We start from the raw sequence: 22,745 nt of genomic DNA on the forward strand, positions 1-22,745 counted from the left end.
GCATGCAATCCTTCCTCCTGTTCTCGCCCGAAGTGGCGGCCGCGCGCGCTGCCGGCAAACCCGTCGTCGCGCTCGAATCGACCATCATCTCGCACGGCATGCCCTACCCGCAGAACGTGCAGACCGCGCGTGAAGTCGAACAGCTCATCCGCGACGCCGGCGCCGTGCCGGCCACCATCGCCATCATCGGCGGCAAGATCTGCGTCGGCCTGTCCGACGAGCAGCTCGAGCTGCTCGGCTCCTCGCCAGACGCGATGAAGGTCAGCCGCCGCGACCTGGCCTACGTGCTGTCGCAACAGCGCCTGGGCGCCACCACCGTGGCCGCGACCATGATCTGCGCCCGGCTGGCCGGCATCGAGGTCTTCGTCACCGGCGGCATCGGCGGCGTGCACCGCGGCGCCGAGACCAGCTTCGACATCTCGGCCGACCTGCAGGAACTCGCCCAGACCAGCGTGGCCGTGGTCTGCGCCGGCGTGAAGTCCATCCTCGACATCGGCCTGACCCTCGAATACCTGGAGACCCAGGGCGTGCCGGTGGTGAGCGTCGGCCAGCCCGGCTTCCCGGCCTTCTTCACCCGCGAGAGCGGCTTCAATGCCGACTTCCAGCTCGATACGCCCGAAGAACAGGCGGCCTTCATCCGCACCAAGTGGCAGCTCGGCCTGGCGGGCGGCGTGGTGGTCAGCAATCCGGTGCCGGCGGAATCCGCCATGCCGGGCGAGGAAATCGACGCCATCATCGCCCAGGCGCTGGGCGAAGCGGAGGCGCAGGGCGTGAAAGGCAAGGCGGTGACGCCCTTCCTGCTGGCGCGCATCAAGGAGCTCACGCAGGGCCGCAGCCTGGCAACCAACATCGCGCTGGTCAAGCACAACGCGCTGGTCGGCGCGCGCCTGGCCGTGGCCCTGAACGGCTGACCCGCGCACGATGTCGATCGACCTGAAACAGCTGCGCTACTTCCTGGCGGTGGCGGAAGAAAAGAGCTTCAGCCGCGCGGCCGAGCGCCTGCACATCTCGCAGCCGCCGCTGAGCCAGCAGATCATGAAGCTGGAGAGCGAACTCGGAGTGCGCCTGTTCACCCGCACCACGCGCAGCTTCGAGCTGACGGTGGCGGGCAAGGCCCTGATGAGCGAGGCGGCCGAGCTGCTGGGCAAGATGCGCATGACGATCGACACCATCCGCCAGATCGACCGCGGCGAAGTGGGCCGCCTGCGCGTGGGCATCGTCGGCTCGGCCATGTGGGGTCCGATCCCGGCCCTGCTCGAACAGTTCCAGAGTCAATATCCGCGCGTGACCTGGACCATCCACGAGCTCGGCCCGAACGACCAGTGGGAAGCGCTGCGTGCGAAGCAGATCGACGTGGGTTTCTGGCGCGAGCCGCGCATCGAGCAGGACGTGCTGAAGCAGGCCAAGCTGCGCCAGGACCTGTGCTCGCGCGAGAACGTGTGCGTGGCGATCAACGAGAAGCATCCGCTGGCCCAGAACGACGCCATCGAACTGATGGACATCGCGGACGAGCCGATGCTGACCCTGCACCTGGACCAGTCGGCCGAGCCGCGCTACCTGATCCAGTGCTGCGTCAATGCCGGCTTCCAGCCGACCATCTTCCAGGAAGCGGCCGAGCCGCAAACCCTGCTGGCCATGGTCGGTGCCGGCCTGGGCGTGGCGCTGCTGCCCCAGACGACCAGCCGGATCGGCTGGCCGGGCGTGCGCTTCCTGCCGATCAGGACCAACCCGCCTTCGGCGAATCTCTACATCAGCTATCCGGTGGAGGGCGATGCGCCGGTGGTGCGCGCCTTCCTGAACATCCTGTTCCCAGAGGGAGAGGTCCTTACTGGCGCTTGAGCTCGACCGCCACCGTGCTGAGCGAGGCGATCTGGTGGCGCCGGTCGGCCGGGCGGGTCAGCACCCGCATCGTGGTGTCGAGCGGAACGCCCATCTTCGCCAGTTCGGTCGCGGCATGGGGCCGGCCTTCGCTGGCCGCTTCGTGGATGGCGGCATCGATGAGCAGTGCAGTCTTGTAGTCGTTTCGTCGGTCCATTGATTCATCCTAACATCCCTCAAGCTCGCACTCCAAGGCGCACGCCCTTCGAGAAAACCGATTGCAACACCCGTTTCGATTAATTTTGTGTAACGGGCAAGTTTTTCTTTGTTCTGCGTTACTTTGCGCACCGTTCTCGACGGCGCACTCGTGCAAACTCTTGTCAAAAGATGAATAACTTAAACCCTTTTACAAGGAGCACACCATGAAAAACACCGCCACCATTACCGCCCTGATGCTCGCCGTCGCCCTGACCGCCACCGGTTGCAAGAAGGCCGACGACAACCCGAACATGGGCCCGGCACAGGAAGCCGGCGCTGCAGTCGACAACGCCGCTGCCAACGCTGCCCAGGAAACCAAGGAAGCCGCACAGAACGTCGAGAACGCGACCGAAAACGCAGCCGCACGCGTGGATGCCGCCGCCGACCGCGCCGGCGAGAACATCGAGCGAGCTGCCGAAAAGACTGGCGAGAACGTCCGCGAAGCCGGCGCCGAAGTGAAGCAGGAATCGAAGGAAGCCGCTGCCGAAGTCAAGGCTGCTTCGGACAAGGTGGGCGACAAGACCGGCGCCGCCCTGGAGCGCGCTGGCGAGAAGCTGCAGGAAAAGCGTTAATTTGCTGAAGTAAGCGTCGTGGCGCAGCCCGGCGGGCGGCTCAGTGAGTCGCCCCGCCGGGCTGCGCCACGTCGCGTTCCACGGTCAGCGCCGTCTCGACCGCAATCCTGATCCCCGCGATGATGTCCGCCAGCGGCATCGACGGAGGATTGTCCGCCCTTCCCTCGGCCTGCTCCGGCAGGAAGGGCACGTGGATGAATCCCGCTTTCACCGGCTTGCCCGCCGTGTGGTGCATCAGGCCGTAGAACACGTGGTTGCACACGAAGGTGCCCGCGGTCTGCGACACCCCCGCCGTCAAGCCCTTGTCCCGCATCGCCGCCACCATTGCCTTGATCGGCAGCGTGCTGAAATAGGCTGCCGGTCCGTCTTCACGGATGGGCCGGTCGACCGGCTGCCGGCCGGCGTTGTCCAGGATGGACGCGTCGTCGACATTGATCGCCACCCGCTCCACCGAGATCTCGGCGCGTCCGCCGGCCTGGCCGACGGCGATGACGATGTCCGGATACAGCTCGTCCACCAGCGCGGCAAGCGCGTCGTTGGCTTCGTCGAACACGCAGGGCAGCTGGCGCACCTCGACCCGGAAGTTCGGACCGCACCAGCCCTCCAGCGCGCGCACGGCTTCCCACGCAGGATTAATGCTCGCCTTGTTGAAGGGTTCGAAACCGGTGAGCAGGACAGTCTTGATCATTGGTTCATCAGGAAGTACAAGAGGAAGATGTTGGCCACCAGCAGCGGCAGCGCCGTCGGGATCTGCGCCCGGATCACGGCATTCTTGTCGGGCAGGTCGAGCAGCGCCGCCGGCACGATATTAAAGTTGGCCGCCATCGGCGTCATCAATGTACCGCAATAAGCGCTGAACATGCCGATCGCCGCCATCACGGCCGGGTTGGCGCCATAGACGCCGACCAGCACCGGGATGCCGACGCCGCCCGCCATCACCGGGAAGGCGGCAAAGCCGTTGCCCATCACGACCGTGAACAGGGCCATGCCGATGCAGAACACCGCCACCGCGACGAAGCGCGCATCCATGTCGATATAGGACGTCGTCACGTGCGCCACTGCCTTGCCGACGCCCGCCTCGGTGAACAGCAGGCCGAGCACCGCCAGCATGTGCGGCAGCACCACGGCCCAGCTCATCGCATCGACCAGGCGGCGCGCCTCGCGCACGCCCTGCAGCGGCGTGGCGCGCGTGAGCCAGCAGGCCGCGCCCAGCGCCACCAGGGCGGCGACGCCGAGGCTGACCAGGGTCAGGTGTTTGGGCTCGAGCAGGGGCAGGCCGCCGACCTGCACATCCTTGAACAGGGTGGCGCCCAGCATGGTCACCAGCGGCAGCAGCAGCGCCGGAATGAAGAGGCGGTTGCCAAGGCGCTGGCTGGAGGCGCGGCGCTCCTCCTCGGGCAGCACGGCCGGCTTGCCCGCAGTGACACCCTTGAAGCCGGCCACCAGCGCCATCAGGATCATCAGGGCGCCGACGAAGCTTGGCGGCAGGCGCTCGCCCGCCAGGTAGAGCAGCGCGTACAGGCCCCAGAACAGCGCGGTCGTGAAGCGGCGCGGATTGCTGCGGTCACGCAGGTTCATGACGGCGACCGCCACGAACAGCAAGCCGACCAGCAGGTAGAAAAATTCGAGCGTGATCATGCTTTGCCCATCTCGCGGCGAATCTGGGCGTCGAGCCGGCGCAGGTTCCAGGCATGGATGATGAAGGCGGTGATGGCGGTCGGGATGCCCCACAGCGCCATGTGCAGCGGATCGACCGCGATGCCCTCGGCGTTCAGGATGGTCTGCATCAGGACGATGGCGCCGAAGGCCACGAAGATGTCTTCGCCGAAGAACAGGCCGACGTTGTCGGTGGCGGCGGACATGGCGCGGATGCGGTAGCGCAGGTGGTCGGGCAGATCGCCGTACTGCGTTTCGGCCGCGGCTTCCGCCATCGGCGCCACCAGCGGCCGCACCATCGACGCCTGGCCGCCCAGGCTGGTGAGACCCACCGCCGCCGAGGTCTCGCGCGCGAACAGGTAGACGATCAGCAGGCGCCCCGCGGTGGCCGAGCGGACCTTGGCGATCGCAGCCTGGGCGCGCTCGCGCAGGCCGGCGCGCTCGAGCAAGCCGATCGCGGCCAGCGGCAGCAGCAGGATCAGGGGCAGGTTGCGGGTCTTGACGAAGGCGGTGCCAAGCGAGGCGAGGATGGCCTCGAGCGGCATGGCGGCGGCAAAGCCGGTGACGCCGCAGGCGGCGACCACCACCAACACGGGGTGCGCGCGCAGCAGGAACCCGGCGACGATGACCGCGACGCCGAGCAGCGGCCACAGGTTGACGGCAGATTGCATGAACTCTCCGGCTCAGTTTGAAAGCCGGGCAATGTTACCTGTTCAGTACAAATTTGCCAGCGATAAATCAGCCGGGGCGGACCGGGGTGAAGGCCGTGTCCCCGACCACCGTATTCCACTGGCGTACGTGGAAAGCGCGCACCAGGCCGTGGGTGACGTAGGGGTCCTGGGCGGCGAACATCTGGACCGGTTCCGGTGTGTCGCAGCTGAACATCAGGACGGCGCGGTCGGCGGGATCGGCCAGCGCGCCGGCGATCACCAGTTCACCGCGTGCCTGCGCCTCCCAGGCCAGTTTCAGGTGCTCGTCGCGGAATTCAGCGCGGCGTTCGAGGTAGTCGGGGGCGAGGTCATACATGAGCAGGTAGTGCACGAGGTCTCCGATGTCGGTGTGGCGAATGCCGGAATGGACGATCTTACTAGATCGAGCCGGGACGTGACTGCCTTCGCGCTGGCCCGCTCCCCTCGCCCGTCGTTCCCGCGAAGGCGGGAACCCAAGTTCGCCGCGTGCCGCTAAACGCATCCGTAGTCGGAACGCATGCAAAATTGGGTTCCGGCCTTGAACTGCCACACAAAAGCTGGACACTGATTTTAAGCTACTTGAGCGTGCCTGGCCCTGCATTGTGATGGGGTCAGGCCGCCCAAGACGGTACTAATGCGCTGCGTGTTGTAGTACTGGATGTACTCGTCGATGGCGCTGCGCAACGCATCCATGCTGTCGAATTTCTGCTTGTGAAAACATTCGGTCTTGAACACTGCAAAGAAGCTTTCCATCGCTGCGTTATCAAGGCAGTTACCCTTACGGGACATACTCTGCAACACGTTGCGGTCGCTCAGAAGCTTACGGAAATCGGGCATCTGGTAGTGCCATCCCTGATCCGAGTGCAGGATTGGCGTCTCTCCTGACCTAAGCGTAGACAAGGCCTTCTTCATCATCGACATCACCATGTCCATCGTCGGACGTAAGCTCTGTTCATAAGCTACGATTTCACGTGTGCACAGATCTTTGACGGTCGACAGGTAACCCTTTTCGTCACCGACCTTCACCTCGGTCACGTCGGTTACCCATTTTTGATTTGGTGCCTCGGCCTTGAAATCGCGCTGCAGTCGGTCAGGCGCGACAATGCCGACATGTCCCTTGAACGATCTGTATCGTTTAATCCGTTGTGTTGATTTCAGCTCGAGCTTAGCCATCAGGCGCTGCACCGTATTTGCGTGCAGATGGATGTCGTGCGCGCGTAGTGCGATTGCGATACGACGATAGCCATAGCGCCCCTTGTGATCTTCGTAGATCTGCTTGATCAGCTCTTTGGCCTTCGCGTACTTGTCCGGCATCTTGCGCGCCGCATCCCAAGCGTAGAACGTACTACGAGCCAGTTTCACAACCTTCAGCAGCGCCACAACGGGGTAGGACTGCCTTAACTCGTGCACTACTTGCGCTTTTTCTGCGCAGCAGCTTTCTTCGCTTGAGTTAAGGCTTCCAGCTTTTTTAGGACGGCAACCTCCATCTGCAAGTACTCGACGCGCTTGAGCAGCTCTTCGCGCGTGAGTTCGTGCACGGGTTTATCGTCGGGTGGCGGCAGTCGAGTCGGCATAGCTGGAACAGCGGTTTCTATACGGCCCAGTGCTTCGCTACCTCCCTCGTCGTATCGCTTCGCCCAGGTGCGAATACTGTCCGGATGAGGAATATTGAAGAACGCAGCCGTCTGATTGATCGTGGCTCCATTGTCCCACATGTGCTGAAGCACCAACAGCTTGAACTCGGCAGGGTAATGGTCCCGGCGCCTCTCGAACGATTCATCGCCGTGCAACCGATACGCATCTACCCAACGCCGGATCGTGAAGGCGGGTATGCCGAGCTTGACTGACAGCCGGTGATATCCGAGCTGCCCATCCAAATACTGCTTGATGACCTTGAGCTTGGTCTTCTTCGTGTACTTAACCATCTACCCCTCGAAAGTGAACATTTGCTGTCCAACTTTCTAGTGGCAGTTCACCTTCGCCGGAACGACGTTCTTGGGCTAACGAGGAAGGGAAGCGCCGGTATCGTGCGTTCCCCTCCCCCACCCTATGCCACACTCATCCCGACAGCAACCAACGCCAGGAGCATGCCATGAACAAGATCACCATCGCCGGCCAACCTCTGCATTCGATCCTGAGCGCGGCGCCGGCCGTCCTCATTCCCTTCGGCTTCATCCTCGACGCCATGCACAGCGCCACCGGCGACGATGACTATGCCAAGGCTTCCTACCTGAGCATGGGCGCCGGCATCGTCGGCGGACTGGCGGCCAGCGCCGCCGGCGTGGCCGACTACGTGGCCGACAAGCCGCAGGGCGAGGCCAAGCGCGAAGGCCAGCTGCATGCCGCCCTCACCGGCGCCGCCCTCCTCGTGGGCGCAGCCAACCTGGTGCTGCGCCGCCAGGGCAGCCATGCGCGCGGCGGCTCGCTGGCGCTGACGGCGCTGTCGGCGGCCGGCGTGCTGGCCTCGGAATACCTGAGCAAGCAGATGTCGGGCAGCGGCACGCATGCCGAAGCGGGCGTCCATGCCAACCAGGCCGACGTCCGCATCGACCACAGCGCGCCCGACGTCGAACAGTACGTCGCCGCGGGTCCGTCCACGCTGCACGCCCCGCAGTGAAGCCGGGGGGGCCGCCTGATGTTGTAATAAGCCAACTGTTCCACATCTCATCCATATCGCGTCCCACTTAGCGAAGTGCCGCACAGAACAAATGTCTGCGGCGGGGGTAGACTGGAACCATGGACACATCAAAGAAAATGGCGGCGGGGATCACGGGATTTGCCAGTTTTTTATGGCTGACCCTGAGCGCCGCCCTGGCGGCCAACCAGCGCCGGCTCGTGTTCAATCCCTGCATCACCCCCGAAGTCGAAAGCCCGCGCAGCACCGGGCACCGGACCCGCCCGATCGTCCTGCGCGCCAAGGACGGCACCCGCCTGTCCGGCTGGCTGCTCACCCCGCTCGTACCCGGACCGCGTCCCGCGGTGATGTACTTCGGCGGCCGCTCCGAGGAAGTGTCCTGGGTCGCGCGCGACGCCGGCAAGCTGTTCCCCGGCATGACCGTGCTGGCCATGAACTACCGCGGCTACGGCCAGTCCCACGGCGTGCCGGCCGAGATCCACATGATCGAAGACGGCTGCACCCTGTTCGACTGGCTCGCCGCCCTCGGCCAGGTCGATGCCGCGCGCATCGCACTGGTCGGCCGCAGCCTGGGCTCGGGCGTTGCGGTACAGGTGGCGAAGGAACGTCCGGTGCACTCGGTGGTCCTGATCACGCCCTACGACTCGATCCTGGCCATCGCCAAGCGCCGCTTCCGCGTGATCCCGATCGAGTACATGCTGCGCCACCGCTTCGAGTCGATCAAGTACGCGCCCTCGCTCAAGGCCCCGACCTATGTGCTGCGCGCCGCCCAGGACGACGTGGTGCCGCATTCGCACACCGACCAGCTGGTGGAAAAGCTGGCCACGCTGGTGGGCGACGACACCGTGCCCGGCTCGGACCACATGAGCATCCCCTACATGGAAGCGACCCAGGCCCTGATCGCCAGCTTCCTGACGCGCCAGTTCAAGAAACCGGTCGCCACGCCCCAACTCCCCGCGGCCGACACGCCGGTGTTGCAGGCCGAAGTCGGCAAGGAAGTCGGTCCCAAGCCGGCCGAAGAGGCCCCGCTGGCGGTGCCGGCTGCCGACACGATGAGCGCCATAGCAAAATAATTGCTGAAAATTATCAACAGTTATATTTCCTTGGTATAAATTGCCAAGTAAAATCGTATTTGTCATCAATATGTCGCTTGATGCATATTTGACAGGCTGAGCTGCGTATACCCGGATTTCCCTTGATTGCGCGGCCTCGCGGCGGATTTTGGCTCCAGACCTGTCGTAAGTAGCTGTATGGATGTTGCAGATGAGCTACATGCTAGCAAGCGCTGTCGAGAGAAAATTCACGCGATACAAATCGTAACCCCTCGTGCGCCGTACGGCTGACACAATGCGCTTCGCATTGTCCGGCCCTTGCGCCCTTGGCGATGCAGCTTGCGCAGCCCGTTCCAAGCGACCTCTTGTGCCGGGTACAATATCGAAATTCCAGGAGCCTCATTCATGAAACTCAAGCAACTCACCATGACCATTGCGGCGCTGTGCGTCGCCGGCAGCGCCGCTGCAGCAGCACCGGCCGCACCGAAGTTCGGCATGGTCTACGATGCGGGCGGCAAGTTCGACAAATCGTTCAACCAGTCGGCCTTCGAAGGCCTGCAGCGCTTCTCGAAAGAGACCGGCATCAAGGTCCTCGAAGTGCAGGCCAACAGCGATACCCAGGCCGAGCAGGTGATGCGCGGCCTCGCGCGCAAGAAGGTCGACCTGATCGCCGCGATCGGTTTCTCGCAGACCCAGGCAGTCCAGAAGGTCGCCAAGGAATTCCCGAACGTGCGCTTCGTACTGATCGACAGCATCGCCAAGGGTAACAACATCAACTCGGTGATGTTCAAGGAAGAAGAAGGCTCCTACCTGGTCGGCGTGGCCGCCGCCATGGCGTCCAAGTCGAAGAAGCTGGGCTTCGTCGGCGGCATGGACATCCCGCTGATCCGCGCCTTCGCCTGCGGCTACACCCAGGGTGCCAAAGCCCAGTATCCGAAGATCGAGATCATGCAGAACATGGTCGGCACCACCGCCGCGGCCTGGAACGATCCGGCCAAGGGCGGCGAACTGGCACGTGCCCAGTTCGACCGCGGCGCCGACGTCGTGTTCGCGGTGGCCGGCGGCAGCGGCATGGGCGCGCTGCAGATGGCCAAGACCAAGGGCAAGCTGGCGATCGGCGTCGACTCGAACCAGAACTACCTGCACCCGGGCAGCATGCTGACCTCGATGGTCAAGCGCGTGGACATCGCCGTCTACGACTCCTTCATGGCGATGAAGAACGGCAGCTGGAAAGCCGGCGTCACCCACAAGGGCCTGAAGGAAGGCGGCGTGGACTGGGTCCTGGACAAGGACAACCGCAAGGTGGTCTCGCCGGAGATGGAAAAGCGCGTGAACGCCGTGCGCACCGACATCATCAACGGCAAGATCAAGGTCATCGACTACCGCGCCGCAGGCAGCTGCCCGGTCTGATTCCCCCATCCCCATGAAAAAGCGCGCCGCGCCGGTGACCCCGGCCCGGCGCGCTTTTGAATGAAGAACACTTACTTAATACTGATCGCAATGCAGCCAGCCGTAGAATTTCGCAACATCAGCAAGGCCTTCGGGGCCGTGCAGGCGAACGCTGATGTCAGCTTCTCGATCGCCAAAGGCTCGATCCACGGCGTGATCGGCGAGAATGGCGCGGGCAAGTCCACCCTCATGAGCATCCTGTACGGCTACTACAACGCCGACAGCGGCCAGCTCCTGATCGACGGGCAGGAACGCCAGATCCGCACCTCGCAGGAAGCCATCGCCATGGGCATCGGCATGGTCCACCAGCACTTCATGCTGGTCGAGAACATGACCGTGCTCGACAACGTCATGCTCGGCACCGAGGGCGGATTCAAGCTGGCTGCCAAGCGCAAGGAAACCGAGGCAAAGCTGCGCGAGATCTGCGCCCGCTACCGCCTCGACGTCGACCCGCTCGCCACCATCCACGACCTGTCGGTGGGCGCCCAGCAGCGCGTCGAGATCCTCAAGCAGATCTACCGCAGCGCCGAGATCCTGATCCTGGACGAGCCGACCGCCGTCCTCACCGCCCAGGAAACCGCCTCGCTGTTCGAGATCCTGCGGCTGTTCAAGGAACAGGGCAAGACCATCATCCTGATCACCCACAAGCTGGGCGAGATCATGGAGATCACCGACCAGGTGACGGTGATGCGCGCGGGCCGCGTGGCCGGCGCCGTCGCCACCCGCGACACCTCGAAGGAACAGCTGGCCAACATGATGGTCGGCCGCCCGATCGAGGGCAATTTGCCGCGCAAGCCTTTCAATCCGGGCGCGCCGGTGCTGCAGGTCTCGAACCTCCAGCTGGAAGACAAGAATAAAGTGAAGCTGCTGGCCGACATCGACCTGATCGTGCGCGCCGGCGAGATCGTCGCCATTGCCGGCGTGTCGGGCAACGGCCAGAGCGAACTGATGGAAATCCTGTCGGGCATGCGCCTGCCGACCTCCGGCAAGCTCGCATTCCTCGGCAAGGAACTGCCCTACGCGCGCCGCTCGAACGCCGACGGCCTGCCCGCCGAGTTCCGCGAGCTCGGCATCGGCCACGTGCCGGAAGACCGCCTGCGCGACGGCGTCATCAAGGATTTCTCGGTCATGCAGAACACCGTGTTCGGCTACCAGGACCGGGTCAGGAACAAGCTGGGCCTGTTCGACTTCGAGGCCATCGCCAAGCGCTGCGCGCACCTGCTGGAAGCCTTCGACGTGCGTCCGAAGAATCCGGACCTGCGCATCGGCCTGCTCTCGGGCGGCAACCAGCAGAAGGTCGTGATCGCGCGCGAAGTGTCGGCCTCACCGAAGCTGATGCTGGTCGGCCAGCCGACCCGCGGCGTCGACATCGGCACCATCGAAAGCATCCACACCCAGCTGCTGCGCCTGCGCGACGAAGGCGTGGCGATCCTGCTGGTCTCGACCGAACTCGAAGAAGTGCGCGCGCTGGCCGACCGTATCGTGGTCGTCTCCAGCGGCCGCATCACGGGTGAACTGAACGTCGACGAATTCGACACTACCCGCATCGGCCTGCTGATGGGCGGGATGCACAAGCACTAAGCTCCAATGAAAACGACTGAACTCCCACGCTGGGCATCGGGCTTCGTCCTGCCGGTCCTGAACCTGCTGTCGGCGCTGCTGGTGGCGGCGCTCGTCATCCACCTGCTGGGCGAAAGCCCGATCGAATCGCTGCAGATCCTGATCAACAGCGCCGTCATCAATCCGGAAGGCCTGAGCTACACCCTGTTCTACGCCTCCACCTTCATCTTCACCGGCCTGGCAGTCTCGGTGGCGATGAAGGCCGGCCTGTTCAACATCGGCGCCGAAGGCCAGATGTACCTGGGCGGCCTGGGCCTAACCCTGGCCATGCTGGCCTTCGATGCCTCGCTCTCGCCCTGGCTGCTGATTCCGCTGGCGATGGTGGCCAGCGCCGTGTTCGGCGCCGGCTGGGCCTTCCTGCCGGGCTACCTGCAGGCCAAGCGCGGCAGCCACGTGGTGGTCACGACCATCATGTTCAACTTCATCGCCGCCAGCCTGATGAACTTCCTGATCCTGAAACTGATCCCCGAAGGCGACCAGAATCCGGCCAGCCGCGTATTCAGCGAAGCCGCATGGATGCCGCGCCTGGGCGAGTGGTTCCCGGTGCTGGGCGACACCCCGCTGAACATCGGCTTCTTCCTGGCGATCGCCGCGCTGGTGATCTATGGCGTCATGATGGGGCGTTCGCCCTGGGGCTACAAGCTGCAGGCCACGGGCCTGAACCAGCACGCGGCCCACTACGCCGGCGTGCGCATCAGCCGCATGATCATCGTCGCGATGCTGATCTCGGGCGCGCTGGCCGGCCTGGCCGCGGTCAACTCGATCCTCGGCTCGACCCACTACCTGAGCCTGAACTTCCCTGCCGGCGCCGGCTTCATCGGCATCGCGATCGCCCTGATGGGCCGCCAGAACCCGGTCGGCATCTTCCTGTCGTCGGTGCTGTTCGGCGCCCTGATCCAGGGCGGTTTCGACCTCTCGCTGGAAAAGCCGAACATCCCGCAGGAGACCTTCATTTTCATCCAGGGACTGATCATCCTGTTCTGCGGCGCGATGGAGAACCTGTACGCGCCGGCGGTCCTCAAACTGATCAATGCTCGTAAAGGTTAAGCAGCCATGGAAGACTTCCAGTTAGCCGGTATCGTCGTCACGATGATCCGCAATGCGCCGGTCCTGATTTTCGCAGCCATGGCCGGCCTGTTCGCCGAGCGCAGCGGCGTGATCGACCTCGGCCTCGAGGGCAAGATCCTCGCCTCGGCCTTCGTGTCGGCCGGCGTCGCCTACGCCTATCAAGACCCGTGGCTGGGCATCGCCGCCGGCATCCTCGTATCCGTCGCCCTCGCGATGGTGCAGGCCTTCGTCTCGATCACCCAGAAGGGCAACCAGCTGGTCGCGGGCATGGCGATCAACATCGCCATGAGCGGCCTGACTTTCGTGGTGGCCCAGTACTTCTTCCAACAGGGCGGCCGCACGCCGGACCTGGGCGAAGCGCGCCTGGCCGACATCGTCCTGCCGGGCACCGCGGCCTTGGCCGACATTCCCTTCATCGGCTGGCTGTACGGCAGCGTGATCGGCGGCCACACCGTGCTGGTCTATCTCGCCTTCCTGCTGCTGCCGCTGGTGCACTGGGTGCTCTACCACAGCCGCTTCGGCCTGCGCCTGCGCGCCTGCGGCGAAAACCCGCACGCGGCCGACGCGGCCGGCGTCCCGGTGCAGCGCACCCGCTACACCGCGATGCTGATCGCCGGCGTGCTGTGCTCCTTCTCGGGCGCCTACCTGTCGATCGTCCAGAGCGGTTTCTTCCTGCGCGACATGTCGGCCGGCGCCGGCTACCTGGCGCTGACCGCGATGGTGTTCGGTAACTGGCGTCCGCTGCACACGGTGCTGGGCTGCCTGATGTTCGGCTTCTTCGGCGCGGTGCAGGTGCAGATCGAAGGCGTGGACCTGCCGGTGGTGGGCCGTATCCCGGGTGCGCTGATCCAGATGATCCCGTATGTGCTGACCGTGGTGGTGCTGGCCGGCCTGATGGCCAAGTCGGTGGCGCCCAAGGCTTTGGGCAAGCCCTTCGTCAAATCGCGCTGATCCACTCCGCCCAGAAAATGGCCTGCTTTCCGCAGGCCATTTTTTTGCTTCACGCCACGGGGTGTTGCACAGTTTGTTAGCAAATGTGACTAGCGTAAGGCTTTGTAAGGACGGTCAACAGACCTCATCCGCGCCCCGTTAGATGCCGAGGTGACACGATAACGTACGCCAGAACCCGAACCAGAAAGGAATCACCAATGAAGAAGACCATTGCTACCCTGATCGTCGCTCTGTCCGCTGCCTCGGCCTACGCCCAGACCACCACTCCGGCAACGCCGGCAACCCCGGCCACCCCCGCAGTTCCGGCTGCCAGCGCTACGCCGGCAATGCCGACCGCTCCCGTCACCGACCCGGCAAGCACCACCGATACCAGCGGCGGCACCGGCACGACCGCGGCAACTGCAGCGTCCCCGGCTACGCCAGCAACCCCGGCTACGCCAGCGACTCCGGCATCCGCAGCAGACAAGACCGACAAGGCTGACGCCAAGCAGGCCAAGCAAGACAAGAAGGCCGCGCGCAAGGACGCCAAGGACGCGACCAAGTAATTCAGTCGTTATCCGGGCCGGCCTTGCGCCGCCCGGGTACACGCAGCCGTGCGGCCCCGCACGGCTTTTTTATTACAGGCTCGGGTCGACTGTTGCTGTCCCGCGGGCCCGCGCCGCCGAGCGCTTGAAGGTCCACAGCAGCCCTAGCCCGCCCGACACGCCGCTGTCCTTTACATGCAGCGGACTCTCACGGTTTGCCGTCCCCTTGTAACTCTCGAAACGCAGGTAGCCGAACAGGCGCAGGTCCTCGTTGACGTAGCGCGAGCCGAACAGGCCGAGACGCGTCAACAGCAGTCCGGAATCGGCCGCATAGGCCGGCCGCGATGCCGTCGCATACTGCGGCGCGACTTCGTAGAAGTGGCGGTTGATCTTGCGGTCGCCCAGCACCGCCGACACATTGGCCTCCAGGGTCCAGCGCCTGCGTTCGCCGGCCATTTCATAGGCCAGGCGCGGCTCGAAGGTGGTCCCGCGGCCGTGCAGCCCGCCGCGCGCTTCGATCACGGCGCGCAGCGGCAATTCGAGGCGCAGCCTGCGCTTGCCGCCCAGGTCGGCCAGCCGCAACTTCAGGCGCGGGCCGAATTCCACCAGCGGGCCCAGGTCGGGCATGCCGTCGCGTTCGTCGACCTCGTCCGAGTCGGACGGCAAGGCACCGGCGAAGCCGACGTCCAGCTCCGCCCGGTCGCTGCTGAACAGGCGCGCCGCGATGCCGGAGCGGTCGGCGCGCAAGACCTTGCCGCGGTAGACCACGTTCGGAAAGACCAGCACGCGCGACACGCGTTCGTCGGCGCCCGGATAGGCCGGCGTGGACAGGGCCGCGCCGCCGAGGCCGATTTCCCAGAGCGGGAGATTGCGTTCGGGATCGGCCTGGGCGAAGGCCGGAGAGGAAGACAGGAGGCAGGCGCAGCAGGCGGCCTTGAGGACGGAATTCATGGGTTCTGGAGGTGGCGGATGGTGTGCCGCATTCTAGCCGAAGCGCCATCGCCGCGCGCCGCTCACCTCAGGCCACCATGTCGGCCGCCGATCAGCCCTGTTCCGGGAAAATCGCCTGCAGCAGCGCCGCCAGGTTGTAACCGCCCTTGATCAGCTGGGTCTTGGCAATCGCCGAGCTCGGGACCGGGTAGTTCTGCGGCACTTCCAGCGCGAAGGTGTAGTAGGTCTCCCCTTTCTTGCTGGTCTGCGGCGTGAGCTTGCCCGGCACCACGTCCTGGTAGGCCAGCTTCGAGACCACCAGCGCGTCGTCGGCCCACTGGTAGGGCCAGGTCATCGGGTCGCCCTTGGCCGTGGCGACCTGCGGCTTGCCGGCGATCGCGGCGTCGGCGAACTGCTCCGGCGTCCTGGTCTGGATGCGGCGGAAGGCATAGTCCACCGTAGTGCTGTCCCAATAGGAGTGGAAAGGCTTGGTCAGGGCCTTCGGGACGCCTTCGCGCACCGGTGCCGGCTGCCCCGGGCCGATCAGGCCATCGGCCAGCGCGGTGATCCTGGCGTCGTCCAGCAGCAGGTTATTGCCGCCGCGCGAGTCGAAGATCGCCGCTTCGTCCACCTCGGCGTGCGTCTTCGGCACCACGAACTTGCCGTCCTTGCTCACGAAGGCCGCACCCACGTGCAGCGGCTGATGGATGTCGCCGGCGAAGTGGGCCAGCAGGATCAGCGCCTGGCGCTTGGTGAACTTGTGCGGATTCAGCGCCGGATCGGTCTTGCCCTGCAGGACGGCGATGCACTGCTTCAGGGTCTGGACGATGTCCACTTCCGAGGTCCCGACGCCGTGCTCATGGTACTTCTCGAGCTGGAAGGGGACGTCGGTGTAGTGGTACTCGCTGTGCTGCGGGTTGCCGTTGACGTAGTCGATCATTTCCGGGGTCTGCGGGCCGCAGTAGCTGCCCTTGACGCAGTCGGCCCAGTTGGCGATCGATTCGAGCGACTCGCCCGGCAGCAGCAGCGCCTGGATCTGCTTCTGCGCCATGCTGCCCTTGAGCAGCTTGTCGGCGATGGCGCCCACGGCGCGGTGGCCGTCGCGGCCCCAGGCCGCGGCGTCGAACGATGCGAAGGCGCCCGTGAGCGCGAGTACACATGCCAGTTTTTTCATGGTCATCTTTGTTTGCAATTATCGGGTCTTGATGATGCGCGGCGCGGCAGGGGCCAGCGAGGCGCCCTGCCCTTCGGTGTTGCGCAGGTAGTCGGTGAAGGCGTCCAGGTCCAGCAGGCCGGTCTCGAGACGGTTCGTGCCCTTGCCGAACTCCGGGAAGTTGTCGCCGCCCTCGGCCAGGAAGTTGTTGGCGACGATGCGGTAGGTCTTGCCGTCTTCCAGCGGCTTGCCGTCCAGGGTGATGCCGGTGACGCGGCTGCCGACCGGGCGCTTCTCGTCCCAGGTATAGCTGAAGCCCTGCGAGACCTGCAGCATCGAAGCGCTGGACGAGCCTTCCTTCCACTGCCGTTCGAGCAGTGCACGGATCTGGGCGCCGCTCAGGTCCATCACCACCAGGGTGTTCCCGAACGGGAGCACGGCCTGGGTCTGGCCGAAGGCGGCCACCTTGTCCGGGCCCGCTTCCAGGTCCTTGCGGATGCCGCCTTCGTTCATGAAGCCGATCCGGGCGCCCAGGTTGCGGGTCGCGGCCAGCACGGCGTCCGCGATCAGGTTGCCGAGCGGCGCTTCGCCGGCTTCGTTCTGCTTGCGCAGCACCGGCGCGGACGCCAGGCGTGCCACCGGACGGTTCAGGGCGACGCGGCTGCTGTCCTTCAGCTTCGCGATGAAGGCCGCCATCTTGTCGTCGGCCGGGTAGTCCCCCTGCTTCATCAGGACGTTCTCGACCTTGATCTCGCCGACGGCGCCGGCGCCCTTCTGCACCTTCATGCCGATGCGGGTCAGCATGTGGCCATAGGACGAGGCCTGGGTCACGGTGCGGCCGTCGACCTTGCACAGGTAGCTCTGGTGGCTATGGCCGCTGATGACGAGGCGGATGCTCGGGTCGAGCTTCCTGACGATGCCGACGATCGGGCCGGTCAAGTTGCTGCAGCCGGGCTGGGTCGGGTGATCCTTGGTGGTGCCGCCTTCGTGCACCAGCGCCACGATCACGTCGGCGCCCTGGCGCCGCATCTCGGGGATGGCGCGGTTGATCGCCTCGGCTTCGTCGCCGAAGCTCAGGCCGGCGATGCCCGAGGCCATCACGACCGAGCGGGTATCCTGCAGCACCGCGCCGACCAGGCCGACCTTGATGCCCTTGACTTCTTCGATGCGGAAGCCAGGAATGAAGGGCTTGCCGGTGGCGCTGTCCACCACGTTGGCGGCCAGGTAGGTAAATTTCGCGCCGCGGTAATCCTTGGCCATCTGGCAGGCCTTGGCAGGGCGCGGCGAATCGCAGCCGCCGTTCTGCTGGCGCAGCAGTTCCTTGCGGCCGGCGTCGAATTCGTGGTTGCCGACCGCGCTCACGCGCAGGTCGAGCATGTTCATCGCCTCGATGGTGGGCTCGTCGGCCCACAGCGAGGACATCGCCGGACTGGCGCCGACCAGGTCGCCCGCCGAGACGAACAGCAGCTCCTTGTCTTCCTTGCGCCAGGCCTGCAGCGCTGCCGCCACGGCTTCGACGCCGCCGGCGCGGATCGCCTGGGCCTTGCCGCCGTCCGCATTGGCCAGGGTGTAGCGGCTGGGTTCGAGGTTGCCGTGGAAGTCGTTCATGGCAACCAGGTTGATGTCGACCGGAGTTTGCACGGCCTGGGTGGCGCATCCCGCGAGCGCAATGGCAAGCAGCAGGGGAAGGAGTCGGACGGTGGGGGTCGCGGTCATCATATTCTGTCAATACTGGGTTTGAATGTAAAAACAGGCCCTTGCGGGCCTGCTTTGGTACTGCACGCTGCAGCCAGCCGCCCGGGAGCGGCTGACATGATGGCGTCGATTAGATGTCGACCGACAGGGTGACCGACGCGAAGCGCGGTGCGCCCAGGTAGTAACGCAGGGTGCCGACACTGGTCACGCCCGGGAACTGGGTCGTGTTGGTGACGCTCTGCGACGACGGGTTGATGTACTGCTTGTTGGTGATGTTGCTGATGTTGAACTGCAGCTTCGGACGCTTGAAGATGCCGTAGTTCGCGAAGGTGTAGCCAGCATCGAAGCCGTAGGTGGTGTAGCCCGGTGCCCATTCGTCGTTCACCAGGGTGCCAGCCTGCTTGCTGGTTGCCTTGGCCTTCACACGGGCGTAGAACGTGCCCTGCGAGTATTCCAGCGACAGGCCGGCCTTCAGCTTCGGCGTCAGCGGCATGACCTTGCCGGCGGTCGGCAGGGTACCGGTGGCGCTCACGCGCAGGTCGTCTTCGATCTTGCTGCGGGTGTAGCCGAAGGAACCGTAGGCTGCCCAGCCGTTGACCGGAGTGTTACCCAGCTCGAGCTCGAAACCGTAGTTCTTCACGTTGCCAGCATTGGTGTAGCTGCTGGTGTTGGTGATCGGGTCGAACGCGGTCGCCTGGCGGTTCTTGAAGTCCACCATGAACGCGGTCGCGGTCGCGATGAAGGCGTTGCTCTGGTGACGGAAGCCGATGTCGGTGTTCCACGAAGTCTCTTCCTGCACGTCGCCACGCAGGCTCGGGACGCCGTTGGTCAGGATGACGTTGCTGCCGACGTTGCTGAACACGAAGTTCGGCGGCGCCTTCATGTTCTTGGCGACCGAGGCGAACAGCTGGTTGTCGTTGTCGATACGGTACTTGGCGCCCAGCTGCGGCAGCACATCGTTGTACTTCTTGACGATGTTGTAGGTCGCGTTCTGGTTGCCTTCGCTGGCGAAGTTGGTGAAGTCACGCTCGATGTTCGGGGTACGGATACCCAGGTTGATCGTTGCGCGGTCGTCCATCAGGCTGATGGTGTCCTGGATGAAGAACTGGTACGCGGTCGAGATGGTATCCCAGTCGCGGCTCATGAACTTCGAACCGTCCGGACGGGCGATCTGGAAGATCTGCAGGTAAGGATCGACCGGACGGCCGTCGGCGGTCACCGGGACCATCGGGCCGGTCTGGCGGTGCTTGGCGCGCTCGTACCAGAAGCCACCCAGGATGTTGTGGTTGTTCCAGGTGTAGTTCAGCGACGAGGTGACGCCAGGACGCTTGGTGTTGGTGTGCGACGCGTTCGCCATGATGACGGTGTCGAGCGTGTCGCCGTCGCCGTTCAGGTCGACCGCTGCAGTGGTCTTGTTGGTGGTGGTGTTCAGGAAGCCGCTGCTTTCGCGCTGGACGCGCTGCTGCAGGCCGCCGTTACCGAAGCCATACCAGAAGTACGGCAGCACTTTCAGGTCGAGGTTTTCGCTCAGGCGGAACTTGGCGGTGGCCGAGGCGATCGCGTTCTTGAACGGGTTGATGTACAGGCCGTGGTACAGCGGGCTCTGGGTCGCTTCGACCTGGGCGGTGCCGCGCACCGGGGTCAGGTGGCCGGCGAAGAAGTCGCTGGTGTCGTAGTAGTAACCACGGGTGTTCAGCTCGGTCTTGGTCAGGTTGTTGATGCTGTTGTTCAGGGCTTCGTTCCACAGCAGGGTAGCGTGGACGTAGTTGAAGCGATCCCAGTCGTAGTTGAAGCCGGCGTCGACGTGGTCACGCTTGGCGACGCCCTTGCCCTTCCACTTGTCGGTCATCGCGCGCGAGGCCGAGATGAAGAACTTCGAGCGGTTATCCGGCAGCTTGCCGCTGTCGTAGCGGATGAAGGTCTTCCACATGTCCAGCTGGCCGACGGTCTGCATGAAGCGGACGCGCTGCTTGTTTTCCGGGTTGCAGGTGTTGATGCCGAAGTTACCGCCGGTCGCGCCGACTTGCGGCGAGTCGACGTCGGTCGAGCCCTGGGTCACGAACTGCGAGCAGGTGTTTTCCTGGTCAACGTATTCTTGCGGGTACACCGAGAACGAACCCGAGTCGTTCACCGGCACGCCGTTGATGGTGGCGCCGATCTGGTCGCTGTTGAAGCCGCGCAGGGTCAGGCCGCCGCCGAACAGGCCGGTTGCATCGTGGTTGTAGCTGTTCACTGCCGGCAGCAGTTCCAGTGCCTCATAGGCGTTGCCGGTCGGACGCTGCTTTTCCAGTTCCGCTGCGGTGACGGTCGAACGCGCTTTCGGTGCGTCTTCGAACACCATCAGGCCCATACCCAGTTTCTTGCCGGTGATAACAACTTCCGAGCGAACCTGGCCTTCGTCAGACGTTGCCGTCTGGGCTTGCGCGACGCCGGTGCATGCCAGGCATGCCAGCGCGATGGCGCTCAGGCGCAGCTTCGGTTGTTGGTTAAAAGCGGATTGCATTCAAAAACTCCCTAGAGTGTCATTATGAAAACTACAACAGCAAGCACTACACCTGCATGAATTCTTAGCAAAAGATCACGTTTTTCGCAGAGGCACGGCAGTGTAAGGTCTGAATATGTCCGGTTGATGACGCGCCCGGAGTCACGGTTTGACGATATGACCACCAGGAAATACTTTCCATTTAGTCATTCGGCGACTATGCATGAGTGCATCTAGCGTGACAAATACCATTTCGCTTACAAATTTATACGTAATTCGTATAAGTCTCCGTAAGGATGGCGTGTGGGTTGCCCACAACACAGTTTTCACCTACGGAAACATGCTGCGGCGCGATTATAAGAGGACTAATTCGGCAACGAAATGAATTTGTTATAAATTCGAATTGCCATGAGGCAGGACAGGCAATCTGTAGCACGATGACCACAGATTGCCCGTTTAGGAGGAAGCGGCACTGTCAAGTGTCAAACAAGCGCTCAGCTGTCGGATTACTTCTTCGCAGCGGCAGCCGTGCGGGTCATCCCGGCGACGCGCGCCTCGAAGGCCGCGAAACGCGCATCCAGCTGGCGGGTCAGGCGTTGTTTTTCTGCCACTGGCAGGAAGGCGTAACGGATACTGTTATACGAGGTCCGCTTCATTTCCGCATAGTCCGGCTTGTAGCGGCTGGCGAACAGCACATATTCGTTCGACAGCGTATGGCGGGTCACGCCGGCGTCGTCGGTCGAGATCACGTAGGGCACGCCGTATTTGCGGTACAGGGTGACCGGGTGATTGGCGCCCTCGATGCCGCTGATGAAGGCGTTCGAGGTCAGGTTGATCTCGACCGGGATGTCGTCCTTGCGCATCTTCGCCATGATGGCCAGGGCCTCGCTTTCGTGCGCCAGGTCGATGCCGTGGCCGATGCGGTTGGCGCCGGCCACCACCAGGGCCTGGTCGATGTGGAACTTCAGGCCTTCCGGCGGCACGTCGCCCAGCGCCAGCTCGCCGGCGTGCATGGCCACCTTCACTGCCGGATAGCGCGACTTCAGGAAGCGGAACATCTTCATGTGCAGCGCGTAGTCGCGCATCGAGACCATGGTGCTTTCCTGGCCCACGATGTTGACGCCCACGATCTTGTCGCTCATGGCCGCGGCCTTGAAGCCCGAGACCATCGACGAGAACACCTGCGAGGGGTTCAGCAGGCGCAGCACATAAGTCTGGTAGCGCATGGTGAAGTGCTCGTCGTCGATGCCTTCGGCCGACTCGTGGATCTTCGTGACGAAGTCTTCGGTCGACTTCTTGAAGCCGGCATCCTGCTCCAGCACCGCCAGCCAGGCGCCCATCTGGGCGTCGAAGGCCTGGTCATTGTTGGCATTGTTCCAGGCCTGGGCGTCGAATTCCTTGTTCACGACGAAGGGCGACATCTTGAACATGGTCTCGATGTAGCTCACATTCTCGGCGATGGCGCGCTTCTTCAGCTCCTGCAGGCCTTCGCGGAAGTTCGCGTTCGACACCGGGCCGAAGAAGTTGAAGGTCTGGAAGAACAGGCGGTCCGGCGGCGGCTGCATGGCGCCGTGGTTATGGAAATCCTTGTTCGACCAGCGCTGCAGCAGTTCGCGGTAGGTGTGGTCGTCGGCATAGACCTCGGCGGTCGACAGGCAGTTGCGCTGCTCCGCCGGCTTGGCACGCTCGGCCTCGATGACTTCCTTCTTCGTCTCGATCCGGTAGGTCTGCTTGTTGACGCAGTAGCCCTGCTTGTCGAGGAAGTCGACGTAGGTCTCGGCGTAGACCGAACCCGAGTAATGGTGGTGCAGGTCGCCGCCCTTCGGCATCTGGGTGAAGAACAGGGTCAGCTCGGCGGTCTTCGGCTCGCCGGCGATCAGGCTGGCATAGTGGCGGGCGGTGGCGGCCTCGTTGGCGTTCCCGGTCGGGCCCTTGGCCAGGGCATGGGGGGCGCCGGCGACGGCCAGGGCAAGCAGGACGCTGCCGGTCAGTTTCTTGTACATGGATCGAATTCTCTGGTGCGGTTATGGCAGGCTCGCGCCTGCACTGGACCGCGCAACTCTATACGGTTGAGTTAGGGTTGGCAATATGGCTACGTGGGGTCCGTAGGGTGGGCGGCTTTGCCGCCCACGCGTTCAAACAGTGCATGCGGGAGTTGAACGCGTGGGCGGGAGACCCGCCCACCCTACAAAA

22 protein-coding genes are annotated in these 22,745 nt (G+C 64.0%); 10 read left to right on the forward strand and 12 right to left on the reverse strand.

The window, feature by feature from the left end; all coding sequences use genetic code 11:
• Nucleotides 1-2: 2 nt before the first annotated feature.
• Nucleotides 3-911: a pseudouridine-5'-phosphate glycosidase gene (locus ACSQ25_RS19510; RefSeq protein WP_436107321.1), complete on the forward strand. Its 909-nt coding sequence runs from the start codon at nt 3-5 to the stop codon at nt 909-911.
• A gap of 10 nt (nt 912-921) precedes the next feature.
• A complete protein-coding gene (locus ACSQ25_RS19515; protein ID WP_436107322.1) occupies nt 922-1,839 on the forward strand; it encodes a LysR family transcriptional regulator in 918 nt (305 codons plus the stop codon).
• Here the strand turns inward: ACSQ25_RS19515 and ACSQ25_RS19520 are convergent.
• Nucleotides 1,826-2,035: a hypothetical protein gene (locus tag ACSQ25_RS19520; RefSeq protein WP_436107323.1), complete on the reverse strand. Its 210-nt coding sequence runs from the start codon at nt 2,033-2,035 to the stop codon at nt 1,826-1,828. The two genes, ACSQ25_RS19515 and ACSQ25_RS19520, sit on opposite strands and share 14 nt — an antisense overlap.
• A gap of 205 nt (nt 2,036-2,240) precedes the next feature.
• Here ACSQ25_RS19520 and ACSQ25_RS19525 point away from each other — a divergent pair, with 205 nt between their 5' ends.
• On the forward strand, nt 2,241-2,648 hold the full coding sequence (locus ACSQ25_RS19525) for a hypothetical protein (protein ID WP_436107324.1): 408 nt from the start codon (nt 2,241-2,243) through the stop codon (nt 2,646-2,648).
• Between the two features lie 40 nt (nt 2,649-2,688).
• Here the strand turns inward: ACSQ25_RS19525 and pcp are convergent, their stop codons facing one another.
• The 6 genes from pcp to ACSQ25_RS19555 all read right to left on the reverse strand — a co-directional run bounded on the left by pcp (nt 2,689) and on the right by ACSQ25_RS19555 (nt 6,918).
• Nucleotides 2,689-3,336 carry a pyroglutamyl-peptidase I gene (gene pcp / locus ACSQ25_RS19530; RefSeq protein WP_436107325.1) on the reverse strand — a complete coding sequence of 216 codons (648 nt, stop codon included), beginning with the start codon at nt 3,334-3,336 and terminating at the stop codon, nt 2,689-2,691.
• The gene (locus ACSQ25_RS19535) at nt 3,333-4,286 is read right to left on the reverse strand and encodes a DUF979 domain-containing protein (protein ID WP_436107326.1); all 954 of its coding nucleotides are present in this window, start codon (nt 4,284-4,286) and stop codon (nt 3,333-3,335) included. The genes pcp and ACSQ25_RS19535 overlap by 4 nt, the downstream gene beginning before the upstream one ends.
• A complete protein-coding gene (locus ACSQ25_RS19540) occupies nt 4,283-4,975 on the reverse strand; it encodes a DUF969 domain-containing protein (protein ID WP_436107327.1) in 693 nt (230 codons plus the stop codon). The genes ACSQ25_RS19535 and ACSQ25_RS19540 overlap by 4 nt, the downstream gene beginning before the upstream one ends.
• Nucleotides 4,976-5,042: 67 nt before the next feature.
• The gene (locus ACSQ25_RS19545; protein ID WP_436107328.1) at nt 5,043-5,345 is read right to left on the reverse strand and encodes a YciI-like protein; all 303 of its coding nucleotides are present in this window, start codon (nt 5,343-5,345) and stop codon (nt 5,043-5,045) included.
• Between the two features lie 218 nt (nt 5,346-5,563).
• Entirely contained in the window at nt 5,564-6,403 is an 840-nt protein-coding gene (locus tag ACSQ25_RS19550) for an IS3 family transposase (protein WP_436107329.1), read from the reverse strand.
• Nucleotides 6,403-6,918 carry a transposase gene (locus ACSQ25_RS19555; protein WP_436107330.1) on the reverse strand — a complete coding sequence of 172 codons (516 nt, stop codon included), beginning with the start codon at nt 6,916-6,918 and terminating at the stop codon, nt 6,403-6,405. Before ACSQ25_RS19555 ends, ACSQ25_RS19550 begins: the two co-directional genes overlap by 1 nt.
• 167 nt (nt 6,919-7,085) lie before the next feature.
• Between ACSQ25_RS19555 and ACSQ25_RS19560 the strand changes: the two genes are divergently transcribed.
• The 7 genes from ACSQ25_RS19560 to ACSQ25_RS19590 all read left to right on the forward strand — a co-directional run bounded on the left by ACSQ25_RS19560 (nt 7,086) and on the right by ACSQ25_RS19590 (nt 14,313).
• Entirely contained in the window at nt 7,086-7,610 is a 525-nt protein-coding gene (locus ACSQ25_RS19560; RefSeq protein ID WP_436107331.1) for a DUF2231 domain-containing protein, read from the forward strand.
• Between the two features lie 119 nt (nt 7,611-7,729).
• Nucleotides 7,730-8,701, forward strand: a complete 972-nt coding sequence (locus ACSQ25_RS19565; protein ID WP_436107332.1) for an alpha/beta hydrolase — start codon at nt 7,730-7,732, stop codon at nt 8,699-8,701.
• A 384-nt stretch (nt 8,702-9,085) separates the two neighbouring features.
• Nucleotides 9,086-10,090 carry a BMP family lipoprotein gene (locus tag ACSQ25_RS19570; protein ID WP_436107333.1) on the forward strand — a complete coding sequence of 335 codons (1,005 nt, stop codon included), beginning with the start codon at nt 9,086-9,088 and terminating at the stop codon, nt 10,088-10,090.
• A gap of 90 nt (nt 10,091-10,180) precedes the next feature.
• Nucleotides 10,181-11,710, forward strand: a complete 1,530-nt coding sequence (locus ACSQ25_RS19575; RefSeq protein ID WP_436107334.1) for an ABC transporter ATP-binding protein — start codon at nt 10,181-10,183, stop codon at nt 11,708-11,710.
• A 6-nt stretch (nt 11,711-11,716) separates the two neighbouring features.
• A complete protein-coding gene (locus ACSQ25_RS19580; RefSeq protein ID WP_436107335.1) occupies nt 11,717-12,796 on the forward strand; it encodes an ABC transporter permease in 1,080 nt (359 codons plus the stop codon).
• Between the two features lie 6 nt (nt 12,797-12,802).
• Nucleotides 12,803-13,768, forward strand: a complete 966-nt coding sequence (locus ACSQ25_RS19585; protein WP_436107336.1) for an ABC transporter permease — start codon at nt 12,803-12,805, stop codon at nt 13,766-13,768.
• A gap of 197 nt (nt 13,769-13,965) precedes the next feature.
• Complete coding sequence (locus ACSQ25_RS19590; protein WP_436107337.1) at nt 13,966-14,313, forward strand: hypothetical protein; 348 nt, start codon at nt 13,966-13,968, stop codon at nt 14,311-14,313.
• Between the two features lie 72 nt (nt 14,314-14,385).
• On the opposite strand, the gene ACSQ25_RS19595 is transcribed toward ACSQ25_RS19590, so the two are convergent.
• The 5 genes from ACSQ25_RS19595 to ACSQ25_RS19615 form a co-directional block, all read right to left on the reverse strand.
• Nucleotides 14,386-15,243, reverse strand: coding sequence for a MipA/OmpV family protein (locus ACSQ25_RS19595; RefSeq protein ID WP_436107338.1), 858 nt, complete (start codon nt 15,241-15,243; stop codon nt 14,386-14,388).
• Between the two features lie 91 nt (nt 15,244-15,334).
• Nucleotides 15,335-16,396, reverse strand: a complete 1,062-nt coding sequence (locus tag ACSQ25_RS19600; protein WP_436107339.1) for a S1/P1 nuclease — start codon at nt 16,394-16,396, stop codon at nt 15,335-15,337.
• Between the two features lie 18 nt (nt 16,397-16,414).
• The gene (locus ACSQ25_RS19605; protein ID WP_436107340.1) at nt 16,415-18,094 is read right to left on the reverse strand and encodes a bifunctional metallophosphatase/5'-nucleotidase; all 1,680 of its coding nucleotides are present in this window, start codon (nt 18,092-18,094) and stop codon (nt 16,415-16,417) included.
• Between the two features lie 106 nt (nt 18,095-18,200).
• Nucleotides 18,201-20,573 (reverse strand): TonB-dependent receptor, encoded by a 2,373-nt coding sequence (locus tag ACSQ25_RS19610; RefSeq protein WP_436107341.1) that lies wholly within the window; start codon nt 20,571-20,573, stop codon nt 18,201-18,203.
• A 485-nt stretch (nt 20,574-21,058) separates the two neighbouring features.
• Nucleotides 21,059-22,555 carry an adenosine deaminase gene (locus ACSQ25_RS19615; RefSeq protein ID WP_436107342.1) on the reverse strand — a complete coding sequence of 499 codons (1,497 nt, stop codon included), beginning with the start codon at nt 22,553-22,555 and terminating at the stop codon, nt 21,059-21,061.
• Nucleotides 22,556-22,745 lie beyond the last annotated feature (190 nt).

The sequence above is a fragment of the Massilia sp. LjRoot122 genome, assembly GCF_964252725.1.
Taxonomy (GTDB): Bacteria; Pseudomonadota; Gammaproteobacteria; order Burkholderiales; family Burkholderiaceae_D; genus Telluria.